The 15,631-nt window shown below is 62.4% G+C and carries 13 protein-coding genes; 7 read left to right on the plus strand and 6 right to left on the minus strand.

What is annotated here, in order from left to right; translation table 11 throughout:
- The 4 genes from modB to ACY8D3_RS21105 form a co-directional block, all read right to left on the minus strand.
- Positions 1-678, minus strand: a complete 678-nt coding sequence (gene modB, locus ACY8D3_RS21090; protein ID WP_462380803.1) for a molybdate ABC transporter permease subunit — start codon at positions 676-678, stop codon at positions 1-3.
- Positions 675-1,436 carry a molybdate ABC transporter substrate-binding protein gene (modA, locus tag ACY8D3_RS21095; RefSeq protein ID WP_462380804.1) on the minus strand — a complete coding sequence of 254 codons (762 nt, stop codon included), beginning with the start codon at positions 1,434-1,436 and terminating at the stop codon, positions 675-677. The genes modB and modA overlap by 4 nt, the downstream gene beginning before the upstream one ends.
- Before the next feature lie 25 nt (positions 1,437-1,461).
- Positions 1,462-2,271, minus strand: coding sequence for a TOBE domain-containing protein (locus ACY8D3_RS21100; RefSeq protein WP_462380805.1), 810 nt, complete (start codon positions 2,269-2,271; stop codon positions 1,462-1,464).
- Between the two features lie 74 nt (positions 2,272-2,345).
- Positions 2,346-2,843 (minus strand): MgtC/SapB family protein, encoded by a 498-nt coding sequence (locus ACY8D3_RS21105; RefSeq protein WP_462380806.1) that lies wholly within the window; start codon positions 2,841-2,843, stop codon positions 2,346-2,348.
- 242 nt (positions 2,844-3,085) lie between these two features.
- Between ACY8D3_RS21105 and treS the strand changes: the two genes are divergently transcribed.
- Complete coding sequence (treS, locus tag ACY8D3_RS21110; RefSeq protein WP_462380807.1) at positions 3,086-5,155, plus strand: maltose alpha-D-glucosyltransferase; 2,070 nt, start codon at positions 3,086-3,088, stop codon at positions 5,153-5,155.
- Here treS and ACY8D3_RS21115 read toward each other — a convergent pair.
- Entirely contained in the window at positions 5,148-5,882 is a 735-nt protein-coding gene (locus tag ACY8D3_RS21115) for a FadR/GntR family transcriptional regulator (protein ID WP_462380808.1), read from the minus strand. The genes treS and ACY8D3_RS21115 overlap by 8 nt on opposite strands.
- Positions 5,883-6,865: 983 nt before the next feature.
- Positions 6,866-8,605 (minus strand): IlvD/Edd family dehydratase, encoded by a 1,740-nt coding sequence (locus tag ACY8D3_RS21120; RefSeq protein WP_462380809.1) that lies wholly within the window; start codon positions 8,603-8,605, stop codon positions 6,866-6,868.
- A 172-nt stretch (positions 8,606-8,777) separates the two neighbouring features.
- On the opposite strand from ACY8D3_RS21120, the gene ACY8D3_RS21125 reads away from it, so the two are divergent.
- From ACY8D3_RS21125 to araG, 6 genes are all read left to right on the plus strand, one after another.
- A complete protein-coding gene (locus ACY8D3_RS21125) occupies positions 8,778-10,091 on the plus strand; it encodes an MFS transporter (protein ID WP_462380810.1) in 1,314 nt (437 codons plus the stop codon).
- A gap of 27 nt (positions 10,092-10,118) precedes the next feature.
- Positions 10,119-11,111: an AraD1 family protein gene (gene araD1 / locus ACY8D3_RS21130; protein ID WP_462380811.1), complete on the plus strand. Its 993-nt coding sequence runs from the start codon at positions 10,119-10,121 to the stop codon at positions 11,109-11,111.
- 103 nt (positions 11,112-11,214) lie between these two features.
- Positions 11,215-12,090 carry an SMP-30/gluconolactonase/LRE family protein gene (locus tag ACY8D3_RS21135; protein ID WP_462380812.1) on the plus strand — a complete coding sequence of 292 codons (876 nt, stop codon included), beginning with the start codon at positions 11,215-11,217 and terminating at the stop codon, positions 12,088-12,090.
- 41 nt (positions 12,091-12,131) lie between these two features.
- Positions 12,132-12,950 carry an SDR family oxidoreductase gene (locus ACY8D3_RS21140; RefSeq protein ID WP_462380813.1) on the plus strand — a complete coding sequence of 273 codons (819 nt, stop codon included), beginning with the start codon at positions 12,132-12,134 and terminating at the stop codon, positions 12,948-12,950.
- Between the two features lie 70 nt (positions 12,951-13,020).
- Positions 13,021-14,028, plus strand: coding sequence for a substrate-binding domain-containing protein (locus ACY8D3_RS21145; protein ID WP_462380814.1), 1,008 nt, complete (start codon positions 13,021-13,023; stop codon positions 14,026-14,028).
- Positions 14,029-14,098: 70 nt separating this feature from the next.
- Positions 14,099-15,625, plus strand: coding sequence for an L-arabinose ABC transporter ATP-binding protein AraG (araG, locus tag ACY8D3_RS21150; RefSeq protein WP_462380815.1), 1,527 nt, complete (start codon positions 14,099-14,101; stop codon positions 15,623-15,625).
- The last annotated feature ends 6 nt before the right edge of the window (positions 15,626-15,631 follow it).

Below are 15,631 nucleotides of genomic sequence, written 5' to 3' on the forward strand. Positions count from 1 at the left end.
TCAGCTCCAGCTCGCGCGCCGCCGCGTCCCGTAGAGCGCGAGCAGGACGATGAACGAGAAAACCACCATGCCGCCCGCCAACCAATGGGCCTGGGCGTAATTCAGCGATTCGACGTGGTCGAAGATCTGCACTGATACCACGCGGGTCTTCTCGGGAATGTTGCCGCCGATCATCAGCACGACGCCAAACTCACCCACGGTGTGAGCGAATCCCAGGATGGATGCAGTGATGAATCCGGGCTTTGCCAGTGGTAGAACGACGGTGAAAAAACAGTCCAGCGGGCTGGCGCGCAACGTGGCTGCCGCTTCCAGCGGGCGAGGGCCGATGGCCTCGAAAGCGTTCTGCAACGGCTGCACTACGAAGGGCAGCGAATAGATCACCGAACCTACGACCAGCCCGGCAAAACTGAACGGCAATCGGCTGATCCCCAGGGTGTCGGTAAGTTGTCCGATCCAGCCATTAGGGCCCATTGCTACCAGCAGGTAAAAGCCGATCACCGTCGGCGGCAGCACCAGCGGCAACGCGACGACCGCGCCAATCGGCCCTTTTAGCCAGGAGCGCGTTTGCGACAGCCACCACGCCAGGGGCGTGCCGACCACCAGCAAGATGGCGGTTGTGACGCTGGCGAGTTCCAGCGTCAGGCGAATCGCGGCCCAATCGGCGCTCGTCAGGATCATCGGGCCGCGTCGAGCGAGTAACCGAAGGACTCGATTACCTTTGCGGCTTCAGGGCTTCTCAGGTACTGCACGAAGGCCTGGGCTGCTTCGTTATCTTTAGCACCCTTGAGAATGACGGCGTCCTGGCGAATCGGATCGTACAGGTCCTCCGGCACCCGCCACGCAGAGCCGCTCTTCAATTGACCATCGGCCGATACCTGGGACAGCGCGACGAAGCCCAATTCGGCATTGCCGCTGGACACGAACTGGTAGGCCTGCGTGATGTTCTGCCCTTCGACGAGCTTGCCTTCGATCATTTCGGTCAGCCCAAGGCGGTCCAGCGTCTGCGTGGCAGCGAGGCCATAGGGCGCGGTCTTCGGGTTGGCGATCGACAAATGCTTAAAGGCGTTTTGCTGGAGTACCTGCCCTTTCTCGTCGATGTAGTCCGACTCTGGCGACCAAAGCACCAGCTTGCCGATCGCGTAGGTGAAACGCGATCCAGGGACGATTTCGTGTTCCTTTTCCAGACGCTCGGGCGTGCTGTCGTCGGCCGCGAGAAAGACCTGAAACGGTGCGCCGTTCTTGATCTGCGCATAGAACTGGCCGGTGGAGCCGAACGAAGCGACCAGGCGGTGCCCCGTCGCCTTCTCGAACCCGGGCGCGAGGGCCTGAACGGGCGCGGTGAAATTCGCAGCCACAGCAACCTGAAGGTCTTGTGCGTGGCTGACGAAGGGAAGGGCGCCCAGCGCCAGCAACCACAAGCGGGCTTTCTTGATCATCGAGTCCTCCCGACTCTGTCGAATGTCATGAAGGGCGTGCCAGCAGTACGCTGGACGCCTTGAAGAAGGCACAGGCGCGAACACCGGGCTGTAGCGAGAGCGCTTCGCTGCTTCCGGCGGTGATGACGGCAGCGATGCTGCGGCCCGAGGGCAGCGCGAGGGTGATTTCGTGGTTGACCGGCCCTTCGTGGACCCGCATCACCTCGCCCCATAGCTGGTTGCGTGCCGACATTCGAAATCCTTCGTCGCGGGTCAGCATCACCGAGGACGCCTTGATCATCGCGAGCACCTCGATGCCATCGTCGAGTTCCAGGTTCTCGACGCTCTCCCGAGTGATCACGGCCGCCAGCACCGTTGACTCATCCAGTCGGATGCGGACTTCGCTCTCGACGCCGTCGCCATTTATGCCTTCGATGCGGCCATGAAACTGGTTGCGTGCGCTGCTGCGCCATTGCAGCCGCTGGATGAGCTGTCTGAAGCCGGCGATGTCCAGCGACGTCGAACCGATCAGCGCCTTGGTCGCGCGGTTCACCGTCGCCTGGTAATCGGCTTCCAGGGCACGATAGAGCGCGACCACCTGGTGACCATGGTCGGTCAGCCGTGTGCCGCCGCCTCCCGAGCCGCCTGTGGCGCGGTCCACAAGGGGGCGATCGGAAAGGTTGTTGATCTGGTCCACCGCATCCCACGCCGCCTTATAGGACAGTGGCACGGCCTTGGCCGCACGGTTGATCGAGCCATGAGCCTCAATTGCCTCCAGCAGGCGAATGCGGGTTTCGGTCAGCTCGGTCCCAAGCGGGTTGAGCAAAGAAAGGCGAGCAGAAAGCGGCGTTGGCATCAGAAATGTACGTTTCAGAACAGCGAGGCAGCGTTATAGCCCAAAAGATATAACGATGAAAAGTGATCATGCTCCTATTCATCGCTTTCCCTGCGACTGTCCTGATCGATGAGTTTGGGAATGAAAAACAAAATGCAGAGTGTGAGCGCGGTGCAGAGGATGGCGGCAAATTCACGGCCGAGCCCTGCGGCAACGCCGATGGCGGCCGTCAGCCAGATGCCGGCAGCAGTGGTCAGGCCCTTCACATCGCGCGCGCTGCCGCCCTTGATGATCGTCCCCGCGCCGAGAAAACCGATGCCGGTCACGATGCCCTGAATGACGCGGCTGATGTCGTCGCCGTCGTAGCCAACCTGCTCGGGCGCGATCACGAACAGCGCGGCGCCGACCGCAACGAGCATGTGAGTGCGTACGCCAGCCGCCTTGCCACTCTGCTCACGCTGGTAGCCCAAGAGGCCGCCAAGCATCGCTGCGACGATCAGCCTGACCGCGACGCGGGTCATGTGCTCGGGGTCATTCAGGTCCGAGAATTCATCGATGACGGTGAGCCAGATGGTTTGCAGTACGTTTTCCATGGTTTTCTTCGCCGTGGCCTTCGCTGTAGACCCAAACGCCGCCGGCAGGATTCGCTATTGCCTCCCGGCGCGTTGCGCCTTCCGTCCTGCGCCCTATCGAGCGCGTCATCTATAAGTGAACGATGAGCGGAGCGTCGGCTCTGAAATAGCAACCCCATCACGCTGCACTACGCGCCCGCTGTCGCCACGACAACCGGGTTCCGGGCGAGGCGCTCGCAGCACGAACAAGGTGATCTCTCGCTATGGCGAAACCTGATCCGGATTACGTCCAATGGCTGGTCGAGCAGTCGATGCTCGAGACGGCGAACCAACGCTCACGGTTGTATGCCGGTCAGGGCCGGCTGTGGCAGCACCCGTACGCTCAGGCGCGGCCGCGTGCTGTCACAGCCGTGGCGTCCGTCTGGTTCACCGCGTACCCGCCGTCCGTGATCGTGCCCGAGGGGCAGTCCGTACTGGAGGCACTCGGGAACGACGACGTCTGGTCTGCGCTTTCGGAGCTTGGGGTGCAAGGCATTCATACGGGCCCGATGAAGCATTCAGGCGGCTTGAGTGGCCGTCGCTATACCCCAACCATCGACGGCAACTTCGACCGTATCGGCCTGACCATTGACGACCGCTTCGGGAGCGAAGAGGCCTTCATTCGGCTGAGTCGCGTCGCGGCGGCGCATAACGCTGTCGTCATCGACGACACCATCCCCTCCCATACCGGCAAGGGGGCGGACTTCCGCCTGGCCGAGATGGCCTACGAGGAATATCCCGGCCTCTACCACATGGTTGAGATCCAGGAGGCGGACTGGGAGCTTTTGCCGGACGTGCCCGAAGGGCGCGATGCAGTGAACCTGCTGCCGGACGTGGTCGATGCACTGCGCGACAAGCACTACATCGTAGGCCAGCTGCAGCGGGTGATCTTCTTCGAGCCTGGGGTAAAGGAAACCGACTGGAGCGCAACGCCGCCGATCACGGGTGTGGACGGCAAGACGCGGCGCTGGGTTTACCTGCATTACTTCAAGGAAGGTCAGCCCTCGCTGAACTGGCTCGATCCGACCTTTGCTGCGCAGCGCATGGTCATCGGCGACGCATTGCATTCAATCGATGTGCTCGGCGCCCGCGGCTTGCGGTTGGACGCCAACGGCTTTCTTGGCGTCGAAAAGCGGCCCCACGGTGGACATGCCTGGTCCGAAAGCCATCCGCTGTCCGTGACCGGTAACCAGTTGCTCGGTGGCATGGTACGCAAGGCCGGTGGTTTCAGCTTCCAGGAGCTGAACCTGACATTGGACGATATTGCCTCGATGTCTCATGGCGGCGCAGACCTCACCTATGACTTCGTCACCCGTCCTGCCTACCAGCACGCGTTGGTCACCGGCGACGTCGAATTCCTGCGCCTGATGCTGCACGAGATGCACAACTTCGGTATCGACCCGGTATCGCTGATCCATGCCATGCAGAACCACGACGAGCTGACGCTCGAACTGGTGCACTTCTGGACGCTGCATGCGAACGACACCTATCACTACAAGGGGCAGAGCCTGCCGGGCAACATCCTCCGCGAACATGTCCGCACGGAAATGTACGAACGGCTGACCGGCGAGCACGCGCCCTACAACCTCAAGTTCGTGACCAATGGGGTCGCCTGCACCACCACGAGCATCATCACAGCCACACTCGGGATTCGGGACCTCGACGCGATCACCGACGAGGACCTCAAGAAAATCCGCCAGATGCACCTACTGCTGGTCATGTACAACGCCATGCAGCCGGGTGTGTTCGCAATCTCCGGCTGGGACCTGGTCGGCGCGCTGCCACTCGCGGCCGAGCAGGTCGAGGAGTTGATGCGCGACGGAGACACCCGGTGGATCAACCGGGGCGGCTATGACCTGGGCGATCTGGACCCGGATGCTGTTTTGTCGGCCGAAGGGATTCCGAAGGCACGTTCGCTCTACGGCAGCCTGGTCGAACAGCTCAGGGAGCCCGGCTCCTTTGCCTGTCAGGTCAAGCGCATCCTGGCCGTACGACGCTCGTATGGCGTGGCGTCGGCCAAGCAGATCATGGTGCCGATGACCGAGCATCCCTCGCTGCTGGTCATGGTGCATGAACTGCCGGCCGGCCGCGGCATCCAGGTAACGGCGCTTAACTTCGGGCCGGAGCCACTCAGTGAGGTTCTGCATTTCCCGGACATCGAACCGGGACCGGTCGTGGACATCATCACAGAGCGTCTGGAGGGTGACCTGTCGCCCGAAGGGGACTTCCGGATCGAGCTCGAAGGCTATGAAGCCCTGGCGCTGCGCGTAGTGTCCAACGTCCCGATCAGTTGATCGGGGCGCCGGCCTCTTCATCGGCGATGACGGCGTCGAGCGCCGCGCGCGTGTCTTCCAGCTGCACCAGCGAGGCCTGGTGCGCGGCGAGCGCATCGCGGTGTTTGATGGCGGTCAGAATCGCCTTGTGGCGCGGCAGCGTGAGCGCCTGAAGGTTCGGGCGGTTGCTCGAGAATCGAATCGACTCGCGTAGCGCGATCGAGAGCATGTTGCTGAGGTAGACGAGCAGGTCGTTGTGCGTCGCTTCGGCCACGCTGCGGTGGAAGTCGAGATCCGGCTGCAGCATCTCCTCGCGCGTGGTCGCCTGTTCCATACGGAGGTAGGCATCTTCGATGGCCGCAATGTCATCGGGATTCGCCGTAGTGGCCGCCAATGAGCATACCGACGGCTCGATGATGCGGCGCACACCAACAAGGGTATTGAAAAACTCGCTATGGGGCGTGCTCTCGACAAGCCAGTAGAGCACGTCCGGATCCAGCAGGTGCCAGTCCTTCCGGGGCCGCACCAGCGTCCCAACCCGCGGCTTTGGAACTGCCAGCCCCTTTGCCACCAGAACACGAATCGCTTCCCGGACGACAGGACGACTGACGCCGTACTGCTCGCAGAGGGTGGCTTCCAGCGGAAGTTTTTCGTCGGGCTTCAACTCGCCAGAGACGATGCGCTTACCCAGCTCCTGGACGATATTGGCGTGACGACTCTTGCGGGGCTTGGGGCGCTTGTAGTCCATGGGGGAGGCTTTTAGAGAGGTGGGGGGATCATAGCATTGAGGCAGGGGATGGATTCAGCCCGTGTGGCGGTCGGCGCGATCGATGAGGACGATAGGCCTATTTCCGGAGAGAAAAGTAGGGCGGGTGAAACCCGCGGATGTCCTGCGCTGTTACCGGCCGCTAGTCAGCCAGGTAGGGTGGATTAGGCAGGTAGGGTGGATTAGCGACGCGTAATCCACCGAGCGCTTGGCGCCGCAACGGTGAACCCTGGCCTGAGTGCACTGGCTCATGGAGCAGCGTCGTCATGATCTGGACCTTATGTATTGATCGCGAATCGTTCGAGGTGAACGGTGGAAGCCCTTCGGGATTCCACCCTACGCCCTATGCAATCGGTTTTCCGCCTTTTGAATACAAAGCACCATCGTCTGGACGACGCATGGGGTCCCCTTCAGGAGGCTGAGTGGAGTTGTTGTGTAAAGGGTTGAGCGACATGGATGTCGCGAGAGTTGCGATGGGCCAAGGATGGCCCTTCGCAGCGTGCCCTTGAAGCAACGACGGAGCGAGGGTACCCGGAGCGTAGCGAAGGGCCGTATGTTGGGGCGGCGTTCTTTTGGGTTACCTTTTCTTGGCCGTTCAAGAAAAGGTAACTCGGCCGTAAGGGCCGAAATCTAACGCCGACATACCCGCATTTCTGGATGTGCCCACGCTGTGATCATCTAACGCTGCGAAGCAACTAGGGTAGCGAAGCGTAATCCACCGAGCGATTGGCGCCGCAACGGGAAGCCATGGCCTACATGCACTATCCGTAGAGCAGCGCGGTCAGAATCTGGCAGATACGTGATGATTGGGGTCGTACGAGGTAAACGGTGGAAGCCCCTTGGAATTCCACCCTACGGCCTGTCCGTAGAGCAGCATGGTCAGGATCTGCAGCTACCTGATGATCGGGGCCGTACGAGGTAAACGGTGGAAGCCCTTCGGGATTCCACCCTACATGGGCGCGACCTCAATGCGAGTGCCTGGGCACCTCCGACCCCCGGCATCCCACCAAAAAGTCGAAATCACACCCTTCATCCGCCTGCAGCACATGATCGATGTATAACCGGCGATACCCACCATCCCACAGCAGCGGTGCGGGGGGTGGGATGTCTCGCAGGCGCGCTTCGAGCTCCTCGGCACTGACCTCCAGATTCAGCACCCCGGCATAGGCGTCCAGCTCGATCATGTCGCCATTGCGAACCGCCGCGAGTGGGCCGCCGGCCGCGGCTTCGGGAGCAACATGCAAGACCACGGTGCCGTATGCCGTGCCGCTCATGCGCGCATCCGAGATGCGGACCATGTCGGTGATGCCCTTCGCCAGCAGCTTCGGCGGCAGGCCCATGTTGCCGACCTCGGCCATGCCCGGATAACCCTTCGGCCCGGCATTCTTCATCACCAGAACGCAGGTCTCGTCGACGTCCAGCTCCGGGTCGGCGATGCGGGCCTTGTAGTCATCGAAGTTCTCGAACACGACCGCCCGGCCGCGGTGGCGCATGAGTTCGGGGGAGGCGGCGGACGGCTTCAACACCGCGCCCTTCGGCGCAAGATTTCCGCGCAGGACGCAGATGCCGCCGTCGTCACGAATCGGATTGTCGAGCGTGCGGATGACTTCATCCTTGCCATAGATCGGCGCGTTGGCGCAGTTCTCCCAGAGCGTCCGGCCATTCACCGTGAGCGCCTCGGGGTTGGGTAGCAGGTTGGCTTCGCCCAGGCGTCGGATGACGGCGGGCAGGCCACCGTCGTAGTAGAACTCTTCCATGAGGAAGCGCCCGGATGGCTGCAGGTCGACGATGGTTGGCGTCCCGCGGCCGACGCGGGTCCAGTCGTCGAGGTCCAGGTCCACGCCAATCCGGCCGGCAATCGCTTTCAGATGAATGACCGCGTTGGTCGACCCGCCAATGGCGGCATTGACCCGGATCGCGTTCTCGAAGGCTTCGCGTGTGAGGACCTTCGACAGGCGCAGGTCTTCATTGACCATGTCGACGATGCGCATGCCGGACAGGTGCGCCAATACATAACGGCGAGCGTCCACCGCCGGAATTGCAGCGTTGTGAGGAAGAGAGGTCCCCAGTGCCTCAGCCATGCAGGCCATGGTGGACGCGGTGCCCATGGTGTTGCAGGTCCCGGCCGAACGGGACATGCCAGCCTCGGCGGAGAGGAACTCGTCCAGGTCGATCAGGCCGCCCTTATAGGCCTCGTGCATCTGCCAGACAATGGTCCCGGCGCCGATGTCGCGCCCGCGGTGCTTGCCATTGAGCATGGGCCCGCCGGTGACCACGATTGCCGGAACATCACAACTCGCTGCGCCCATCAGCAGCGCGGGCGTGGTCTTGTCGCAGCCGGTGAGCAGCACGACACCATCGACCGGATTACCGCGAATGGCCTCCTCCACATCCATGCTCGCAAGGTTGCGTGTCAGCATGGCCGTTGGCCGCAGGTTGGACTCGCCATTGGAGAACACGGGGAATTCGACCGGGTAACCGCCGGCCTCCAATACGCCTTTCTTCACATGCTCGGCAATCTTGCGGAAGTGCGCGTTGCACGGCGTCAGTTCCGACCAGGTATTACAGATACCAATGATCGGCTTGCCCTGGAACTCATGGTCGGGGATGCCCTGATTCTTCATCCAGCTTCGGTACATGAAGCCGTTCTTGTCGGTCGTTCCAAACCAGGCTGCAGAGCGGAGAGGGCGTTTCGGCTGGGTCATGGCAAACTCTCTTTTTGTATTACTAATAGGAGTTGGTGCGCCGAATGTACCCTTCGATTTCTTCTTTTTGAAGGCTTGTTGATGAAAAAGTAATACTTTATAGTCCGGCGACATAGGCAGACACATCTGCCAGTAGTTGTAAGGTCCGAACAAAAACAACGGAGACCGCAACATGAAATCCGAAGCGCAGCTGATCCGCCAGATCACGCTCAAGCTGATTCCGTTTCTCGTTCTGTTGTACCTGATCGCCTATGTCGATCGCTCAGCCGTGGGCTTTGCCAAGCTGCACATGGGCGCTGACGTTGGCATCGGTGATGCCGCCTATGGACTTGGGGCCGGGCTCTTCTTCATCGGCTACTTCATCTTTGAAGTGCCCAGCAATCTGATGCTGGAGCGCTTTGGCGCCCGACGTTGGTTCGCCCGGATCCTGATCACCTGGGGCCTCATCACAATGGCCATGGCGCTCATCCAGGGCCCGTACAGCTTCTATGTCCTGCGTTTCCTGCTTGGCGCGGCGGAAGCCGGCTTCTTCCCCGGCGTCCTGTACTACCTGACAAAGTGGTTTCCGATCCGCCATCGCGGCAAGATCATGGGGCTGTTCGTACTGTCCCAGCCCATCGCCATGGTCGTGACCGGTCCGCTTTCAGGCGCTTTGCTTGGCCTCGATGGTATCGCCGGCCTGCATGGCTGGCAGTGGTTGTTCATCGTGATCGGCGCGCCGGCTGTGCTGCTGGCATGGCCTACGCTGCGCTACCTGCCGGATTCTGCCGATAAGGTGCGCTGGCTCGACGCGCGAGAGAAGCGCTGGCTCGCGGACGAGCTGAAGAAGGACGAGCGCGATTACGCGCAGACGCGTCACGGCAACCCGCTCCACGCGCTGAAGGACAACCGGGTCCTTCTGCTCGCGCTCTTCTACCTTCCCGTCACACTCAGCATCTACGGTCTCGGCCTCTGGCTGCCCACCATCCTCAAGCAGTTTGGCGGAAGCGACCTCACGACGGGCTTCCTTTCTTCCGTGCCGTACCTGTTCGGCATCCTGGGCCTTTTGATTGTACCGCGCAGCTCGGATCGCCTGAACGACCGCTACGGCCATCTCGGCGTGCTCTATGCCCTGGGCGCGACGGCGATGTTCATGAGTGCCTGGCTCACCGCTCCGGTACTTCAACTGGCGGCATTGTCCCTCGTCGCCTTCAGCCTGTTCTCGATCACGGCCCTGTTCTGGACCCTGCCGGGGCGATTCTTTGTCGGTGCCAGTGCAGCAGCCGGCATCGCGTTGATCAACTCGGTCGGCAACCTCGGCGGTTATCTCGGGCCGTTCGGCATCGGCGCACTCAAGGAATACACCGGGCAGATGAGTTCGGGCCTGTACTTCCTGGCGCTGGTGCTGGTGTTTGGCTTGTTGTTGACGGCGATCGTTTACCAGCGGCTGGAACGCCGCCAGGCGCGTGAAAGTGTGACGAACGATGCGCACCACGGGCGCGCCTGATTGAAATCATTATGCGGGGGAAGTCGCATGCGACTGATTCAATTCGAACTCAACAGTGGCGAGCGCCGCGTCGGTCTGGTCGACGGGCACAGTGCAAAACAAGTCGCGGGCGTCTCCAGCGTGCGCGAGCTGGCGTTGGCAGCGATCGACGCGGGTCGTGATCTGGCGAGCGAGGTCGAGCAGCGCGGGCTGGGTGCGGCGCACAGTTATCGCGCGCTACTAGCCGAAGGACAGGTGCTGCCGCCGCTGGACCATCCGGACCCGGCGCACTGCCTCGTCAGTGGGACGGGGCTGACCCATCTGGGTAGCGCGTCTGCGCGCGACAAGATGCACCAGAAGCTTGAAGAGGATGCCAACCTCACCGACACCATGCGCATCTTCAATTGGGGGCTCGAAGGCGGACGACCCGAGGCGGGGCAGGTGGGTGCTCAGCCTGAATGGTTCTACAAGGGCGACGGCAGTTGCGTGGTGCGTCCGGGCGCGGCGTTGCCCATGCCGCGCTTTGCCGAAGACGGCGGCGAAGAGCCCGAGCTGACCGGCCTTTATGTGATTGGCCACGACGGCAAACCCTATCGGGTGGGCTTTGCGCTGGGCAACGAGTTCTCTGACCACCGAATGGAGCGCCGCAATTACCTGTACCTCGCTCATTCGAAATTGCGCAGCTGTGCGTTCGGTCCCGAGTTGCGTGTCGGCAGCCTGCCAAGACATCTGGCCGGGCATAGCCGCATCCGCCGTGGCGACACCGTGCTCTGGGAGCAGCCGTTCCTGTCTGGCGAGGACAACATGTGCCATAGCCTCGAGAACCTTGAGTACCACCACTTCAAGTACGCGCAGTTCCTCAGGCCGGGTGACGTACATGTGCACTTCTTCGGCACGGCCACGCTGTCGTTTTCGGACGGTATCCAGACGCGCCCCGGTGATCGGTTCGAGATCGAGCTGGCCGAATTTGGTGAACCGCTGGTGAATACCGTGGGCGAGGGCCGCACCGAGCTCAAGCCCGGATCGGTAAAACCGCTTTAACGCATGCTTCGCGAAGATCGGCGTTTTTTCGCAAGCAAAAACGATAAAGCGAACTAACCTGAACGATTCATCGATCGACAACAACAAGAACGAGGATGATGGCATGCAATGGCAAGCACTGGTGCCTGCTCGATTCGCCCTGGCCGAAGGGCCCTTTTGGGATAGCCGAACGGCTTCGCTGCACTGGGTCGACATCATTGGCCAGCAAGCATGCCGTTTCCGCAATGGCGATCTGCAGGCCTGGACGATGCCGGAGCCGGTTTCGGCCTTCATTCCCACGGAAACGGACGACGCGCTGGTGACGATGCCCAGCGGCGTGCATCGTCTCAATCTGCAGTCCCCGGTTCACGCGCCTGCCTTAAAGCCGTTTTGCGTGGCCGACCCTGTGCCCGGCAATCGCCCTAACGAAGCACGCTGCGATGCCCAGGGGCATCTGTGGATGGGCAGCATGCAGAACAACATCGCCGAGGATGGATCCGACGTGCCGGTCGAACGACGCTCTGGCGGCCTGTTTCGCATCGATCCACAGGGCCAGGTGATCCCGCTGGCCTCGGGCCTGGGCATCGCCAACACGCTGTTATGGACGGACGCGGGTGAGGTGCTGTTTGCCGACACTCTCGACGGCGTCATCTATGCCGCGCCTGTTCACGAGGGCGTTGACCTCGGCGCCAGACGCATATGGGCCGACACCCACGCCCGTGGCGCGCCCGATGGCTCTGCGATGGACGCCGAAGGCTATGTCTGGAATGCGCGCTGGGGCGGCGGATGCCTGCTGCGCTTCGCGCCGGACGGCCGGCTGGATCGCATCGTCGAGCTTCCCGTCAGCCATCCCACGAGCTGCGTCTTTGGCGGGCCGAACCTAACCCAACTTTTTGTCACGAGCGCGCGCCCTGGCGGGGCCGATGGCGCCCTCGATGGCGCCGTGCTGGTCGCCGATGCCGGCGTGCCCGGCCGGCCCTGTCACCGTTTCGCAGGCTGATCCCGGTCGGCGGCTACAACAGAACAGAAGGAGTGCATGCAATGGCGTTACCCCTTTCTCTCCCGCCGGTGCCAGAGCCGCAGCAGGGGGAGCGACTCAAAGACAAGGTCGTGGTCATCACCGGCGGCGCGCAGGGTATTGGCGAAGCCATCGTTGCCTGCTTCCAGGCGCAGCAGGCCAAGGTGATCGCGTGCGACATCCAGGGTGAAAAGGTCGAGGGCGTTGCGGCAGGCTGGCGCGAGCGGGGCGGCGACGTGCACGGCATGCGAGCCGACGTCACTCAGCAAACGGATCTGGATGCGGTAATGAAGGCTGCCGTCGACCGCCACGGCCGCATTGATGTGCTGGTGAACTGCGCGGGCGTCAATGTCTTCCGTGATCCGCTCACCATGAGCGATGAGGACTGGCGGCGCTGCTTCGCCATCGATCTGGATGGCGTGTGGTTCGGTTGTCGTGCGGCATTACCGCAAATGCTTGCCCAGGGTGGCGGCAACATCGTCAATATCGCGTCGGTGCATTCCACCAACATCATCCCCGGCTGCTTTCCATACCCGGTTGCCAAACACGGCCTGCTTGGCCTGACACGTGCCCTGGGTGTCGAGTACGCGCCCAAGGGCATCCGCGTGAACGCCATTGCGCCGGGCTACATCGAGACGCAGCTGAACGTCGATTACTGGAATGGCTTCGACGATCCCCATACCGAACGCCAGCGCGCGCTGGACATGCATCCGCCAAAGCGCATCGGCCAACCCATCGAAGTGGCGATGACGGCACTGTTCCTGGCCACCGACGAAGCCCCGTTCATCAATGCGTCCTGCATCACCATCGATGGCGGACGCTCGGTGCTCTACCACGACTGACGAACCCTTACAGGCCGCCACCGTGCGGCACGCGTGTTGATCGATCGATAAAAACAAAGGAGATCACCCGATGTTCATTCGTAGCCGCATGGCAAGTCGCTTCCTCTGCAGTGCCGCGCTGGCCTTGGGCCTCGCCGGCTTCAGTACGGCCAGCATGGCCGAAGAGGTCAAGATCGGATTCCTCGTAAAGCAGCCGGAGGAACCGTGGTTCCAGACGGAGTGGGCCTACGCCGAGAAGGCGGGCAAGGAAAAGGGCTTCACGGTGCTCAAGATCGCCGTCCCGGACGGTGAGAAGACCCTTGCGGCCATCGACAGCCTGGCGGCCAATGGCGCCAAGGGCTTCGTGATCTGCACGCCGGATGTCGCGCTTGGCCCGGCGATCGTGGCCAAGGCCGAGATGAACGGGTTGAAGGTCATGGCCGTGGACGACCGCTTCGTCGATGCACAGGGCAACTTCATGGAAGACGTCCCCTACATGGGGATGGCGGCGTACGAGGTGGGTGAGCAGCAGGGCGCGGCCATGATGGCCGAGGCGAAGAAGCGCGGTTGGGACATGAAAGAGACCTACGCCGTGATCAACACCTACAACGAACTCGACACCGGCAAGCAGCGTACGGACGGTTCGGTCGCCGCGCTCAAGGCGGCGGGCTTCCCGGAAAGCCAGATTCTCTTCGCGCCGCAAAAGACGCTCGACGTTCCCGGCAGCATGGATTCCACCACTGCTGCGCTCGTCAAGCTGCCACGTGGCGCCAAGAACCTGCTCATCGGCGGGATGAATGACAACACCGTCCTGGGCGGTGTCCGTGCGACGGAAAGCGCCGGGTTCGCGGCGGCCAACGTTATCGGAATCGGCATCAACGGTACCGATGCCATTGGCGAATTGAAGAAACCCAACAGCGGCTTCTTCGGCTCGATGCTCCCCAGCCCCCACATCGAAGGCTACGAAACGGCGCGGATGATGTTCGAGTGGGTCACGCAAGACAAGGAGCCGCCCAAGTACACCGCAATGGAGCAGGTCACCCTGATCACCCGCGAGAACTTCCAGCAAGAGCTGGAAAAGATCGGCCTCTGGCAGTGAGTCACGGCGCCTCGTCGAGGGGCGCCTGATACATCCAATCGACCGCTTTCTGCGTCCGGCGTGCCGGACGATGGAGATCATCATGGTGGAACGCAGTACAGGGGGCGAAAGCCTGCGCTTCGAAGGGATCGGCAAGCAATTTCCCGGCGTACGGGCGCTGTCCGATATTTCCTTCGCCGTACGGCCCGGCAGCGTGCATGCGCTGATGGGCGAGAACGGCGCCGGCAAATCGACACTGCTCAAGATCCTCGGCGGCGCCTATGCGCCCAGCAGCGGCCAGCTGCGCATGGGTGATCAGGTGCTGAGCTTTCGTTCGGCGGCCGACAGCATCGCCAGCGGCATTGCCGTGATTCACCAGGAACTGCACCTGGTGCCGGAAATGACCGTCGCCGAAAACTTGTTGCTCGGCCACATGCCGTCGCGTTTCGGCATTGTCGACCGCCGCGCCATGATGAGCCGCGCGCGGGAATTGCTGTCGGGGCTGGCCGAAGAGATTGAGCCCGACGCGCGCCTGGGCAGCCTCTCGCTCGGGCAGCGCCAGCTGGTCGAGATCGCCAAGGCCATGTCGCGCAACGCACACGTGATCGCCTTCGACGAGCCCACCAGTAGCCTGTCGGCACGCGAAATCGACCGGCTCATGGCGATCATCGCCCGGCTGCGCGATGAAGGGCGGATCGTCCTGTACGTGTCGCACCGCATGGAGGAAATCTTCCGCACGTGCGACGCGATCACCGTGTTCAAGGACGGGCGCCATGTGCGTACGTTCGAGACGCTGGAGAACCTGACCCACGACCAGCTGGTGACCTGCATGGTCGGCCGTGACATCGAGGACATCTACAACTACCGCCCGCGCCCCGTGCGCGACGAAGTGCTGCGTGTCGACGGCCTGCTCGGCCCGGGGCTGCAGGTGCCGGTGAGCTTTTCCGCCAGGGGCGGCGAGGTGCTCGGTTTCTTCGGACTGGTCGGTGCCGGCCGTACCGAGCTGATGAGGCTGCTGGCCGGACTGGCCAAGCGCCGTGCCGGCGGAATCCATCTTCAGGGCAAGCCGCTGGCGCTGAGCACGCCACGCGACGCGATCGACGCCGGCATCCTGCTGTGCCCGGAGGATCGCAAGAAGGAGGGCATCGTCCCGACCGCCAGCGTCGCCGAAAACATCAACATCGCCGCGCGCCACCAGCATGCTCGCATGGGCTGTGTGCTCAGCGGTCGCTGGGAGCGCGAGAACGCGGAAAAACGCATACGCGCGCTGAACGTGAAGACCCCATCGCCCGAGCAGCAGATCCTCTACCTCTCCGGCGGCAATCAGCAAAAGGCCATTCTCGGCCGCTGGCTCTCCATGCCCATGAAAGTGCTGCTGCTCGACGAACCGACCCGTGGGATCGACATCGGGGCGAAGGCGGAAATCTACCAGATCATCCATTCGCTCGCGGCGGACGGTATCGCGGTAATCGTCGTGTCGAGCGACCTCATGGAGGTGATCGGCATATCCGACCGAATCCTGGTGATGAGCGAGGGCGCGCTGACCGGCGAAGTCCTCCATGACGACGCAGACGAATCCCGCCTGCTGAACCTGGCCCTGCCGCGCAAGCGTGCGTGAATCCAC

This window comes from Pseudomonas sp. Marseille-QA0892 (assembly GCF_054950135.1).

Coding starts and splice junctions, on each gene's coding strand:
- modB (WP_462380803.1), bottom strand. CDS start 678: ATGATCCTGACGAGCGCCGATTGGGCCGCGATTCGCCTGACGCTGGAA.
- araD1 (WP_462380811.1), top strand. CDS start 10,119: ATGCGACTGATTCAATTCGAACTCAACAGTGGCGAGCGCCGCGTCGGT.
- ACY8D3_RS21100 (WP_462380805.1), bottom strand. CDS start 2,271: ATGCCAACGCCGCTTTCTGCTCGCCTTTCTTTGCTCAACCCGCTTGGG.
- ACY8D3_RS21135 (WP_462380812.1), top strand. CDS start 11,215: ATGCAATGGCAAGCACTGGTGCCTGCTCGATTCGCCCTGGCCGAAGGG.
- ACY8D3_RS21120 (WP_462380809.1), bottom strand. CDS start 8,605: ATGACCCAGCCGAAACGCCCTCTCCGCTCTGCAGCCTGGTTTGGAACG.
- ACY8D3_RS21105 (WP_462380806.1), bottom strand. CDS start 2,843: ATGGAAAACGTACTGCAAACCATCTGGCTCACCGTCATCGATGAATTC.
- araG (WP_462380815.1), top strand. CDS start 14,099: ATGGAGATCATCATGGTGGAACGCAGTACAGGGGGCGAAAGCCTGCGC.
- ACY8D3_RS21115 (WP_462380808.1), bottom strand. CDS start 5,882: ATGGACTACAAGCGCCCCAAGCCCCGCAAGAGTCGTCACGCCAATATC.
- ACY8D3_RS21140 (WP_462380813.1), top strand. CDS start 12,132: ATGGCGTTACCCCTTTCTCTCCCGCCGGTGCCAGAGCCGCAGCAGGGG.
- modA (WP_462380804.1), bottom strand. CDS start 1,436: ATGATCAAGAAAGCCCGCTTGTGGTTGCTGGCGCTGGGCGCCCTTCCC.
- ACY8D3_RS21145 (WP_462380814.1), top strand. CDS start 13,021: ATGTTCATTCGTAGCCGCATGGCAAGTCGCTTCCTCTGCAGTGCCGCG.
- ACY8D3_RS21125 (WP_462380810.1), top strand. CDS start 8,778: ATGAAATCCGAAGCGCAGCTGATCCGCCAGATCACGCTCAAGCTGATT.
- treS (WP_462380807.1), top strand. CDS start 3,086: ATGGCGAAACCTGATCCGGATTACGTCCAATGGCTGGTCGAGCAGTCG.